Annotated in this window: 2 protein-coding genes; both read left to right on the forward strand. The window is 71.1% G+C overall.

The features are described from left to right. The coding region (locus ACOJUF_RS14515) for a cation acetate symporter (RefSeq protein ID WP_420122542.1) at positions 1–1,158 on the forward strand (1,158 nt) is incomplete at its 5' end. A gap of 305 nt (positions 1,159–1,463) precedes the next feature. Continuing rightward, positions 1,464–2,070: MIP/aquaporin family protein (locus ACOJUF_RS14520; protein WP_420122543.1), on the forward strand; the 607-nt coding region annotated here is incomplete at its 3' end.

Below are 2,070 nucleotides of genomic sequence, written 5' to 3' on the forward strand. Positions count from 1 at the left end.
GGCCTGCTGATGATCGTGTACGTCGTGTTCGGCGGGATGAAGGGCACCACCTGGGTGCAGATCATCAAGGCCGTGCTGCTGATGACCGGCGCCGGCATCATGACCGTCTGGGTGCTGGCCAAGTACGGCTTCAACCCCTCCGAGCTGCTCAACGCGGCGGCCGGGGCGTCCGGCAAGGGCGAGGCCTTCCTGGAGCCGGGTCTGCGCTACGGGGTGGAGAACGCGGACGCCACCAAGACCCTGCTGTCCAAGCTGGACTTCATCTCGCTGGCCATGGCCCTGGTGCTGGGCACCGCCGGCCTGCCGCACATCCTGATCCGCTTCTACACCGTCCCCAGCTCCAAGGCGGCCCGCAAGTCGGTGCTCTGGGCGATCGGGCTGATCGGCACCTTCTACCTGATGACGCTGGCGCTCGGCTTCGGCGCGGCGGCGCTGGTCGGGCACGAGGCGATCACCAAGCAGAGCGCCGGCGGCAACTCGGCGGCGCCGCAGCTGGCCGAGGCGCTCGGTGGCGTCGGCACGACGACGGGCGCGATCATGCTCGCCGTCATCGCCGCGGTCGCGTTCGCCACCATCCTGGCGGTCGTGGCCGGGCTGACCCTGGCCTCGTCCTCGTCGCTGGCGCACGACCTGTACGCCAACGTGATCCGGCGCGGCAAGCCGACCACCGACAAGCAGGAGGTGCGGGTCGGTCGGATCTCCGCCGTCGTCATCGGCGCGATCTCCATCGCCCTGGCGATCCCGGCCCAGTCGCTCAATGTGGCGTTCCTGGTCGCCATCGCGTTCGCCATCGCCGCCTCGGCCAACCTGCCGGTGATCCTGTACTCGCTGTTCTGGAAGCGGTTCAACACCCGCGGCGCCACCTGGGGGATCTACGGCGGCCTGATCTCGGCGCTGGTGCTGCTGATCTTCTCGCCCAACGTCTCCGGCGGTGCGGTCAACGCCACGACCGGCAAGGCGGCCAGCCTGTTCAGCGACCCGTCCATCGACTTCCACTGGTTCCCGCTGAACAACCCGGGTCTGATCTCCATCCCGCTGGGCTTCCTGTTCGCCTTCATCGGCGCCGTGACCAGCAAGGAGTTCAACAAGGCCAAGTGGGCCGAGATGGAGGTCCGCTCGCTCACCGGCGCGCACGCCGAGAAGGCGGTCTCGCACTGACCGGTCGATCGTGACGGGCCGGACGGCCGGCGTCGGGGTATCCATCCTCCCGGCGCCGGCCGTCCGGCCGTCGGGCCCCCGGTGTGCCGGGTCGGTTCGCCGGTCGGTTCGCCGGGTCGGTTCGCGGGTCCGAGCCCGGCTGTCCGTCCCGGGGTGTGCGGCGGCCCGGGCGCGTCACCCGGACCGGGCGATCTGCGGGCCGCCCGGCGGATCTCACCCGGTCCTGGGGAGGCCGGGGAGCGGGCCGGGGTCGGACCCTCACCACCGACGGCAGACGAGCGTCGCCTTCTGGATGGGAGAGGACCATGGCCACACCGAAGAAGTCCGCGCCGAAGGCATCCGCGGCGGCCCAGCCCCCGAGCGGCGGGCTGACGGCGTGGGAGGCCGAGTTCGCCCGGATGGCCGCCGACTTCTCCGATCCCCACCAGGCATGGCGCCGGCTGTTCTCGGAGTTCTTCGGCACCGTCCTGCTGGTCCTGGTGGCCGCGGGCGGCGGCATGATGGGCACCGCGTTCCCGGACACGATCAGCCGGACGGCGGCGGTGACGGCCCCCGCGCTGATGGTGCTGGGCATCATCCTGTTCATGGGCAAGGTCTCCGGCGCCCACCTCAACCCGGCGGTGAGCATCGCCTTCGCCCTGCGCGGCGACTTCCCGTGGCGCCGGGTCCCCGGCTACATCGTCACGCAGCTGGCCGGCGCGTCGCTGGCCGCGCTGTTCCTGCAGGCGGTGATCGGGGTGTCGGCCAGCAACGGCTCGAACTACCCGGCGACCGGCTACTCGAACCTGATCGCCTTCGTGATGGAGGCGGTGCTGACCTTCGGCCTGGTCAGCGTCATCCTGGGCACCGCGTCCGGGGCCCAGAACCTCGGCGTCATCGGCGCTCTGGGCGTGGGCGGCTACATCGCGCTGG

This window comes from Nakamurella sp. (assembly GCF_048594475.1).
Classification (GTDB): domain Bacteria; phylum Actinomycetota; class Actinomycetes; order Mycobacteriales; family Nakamurellaceae; genus Nakamurella.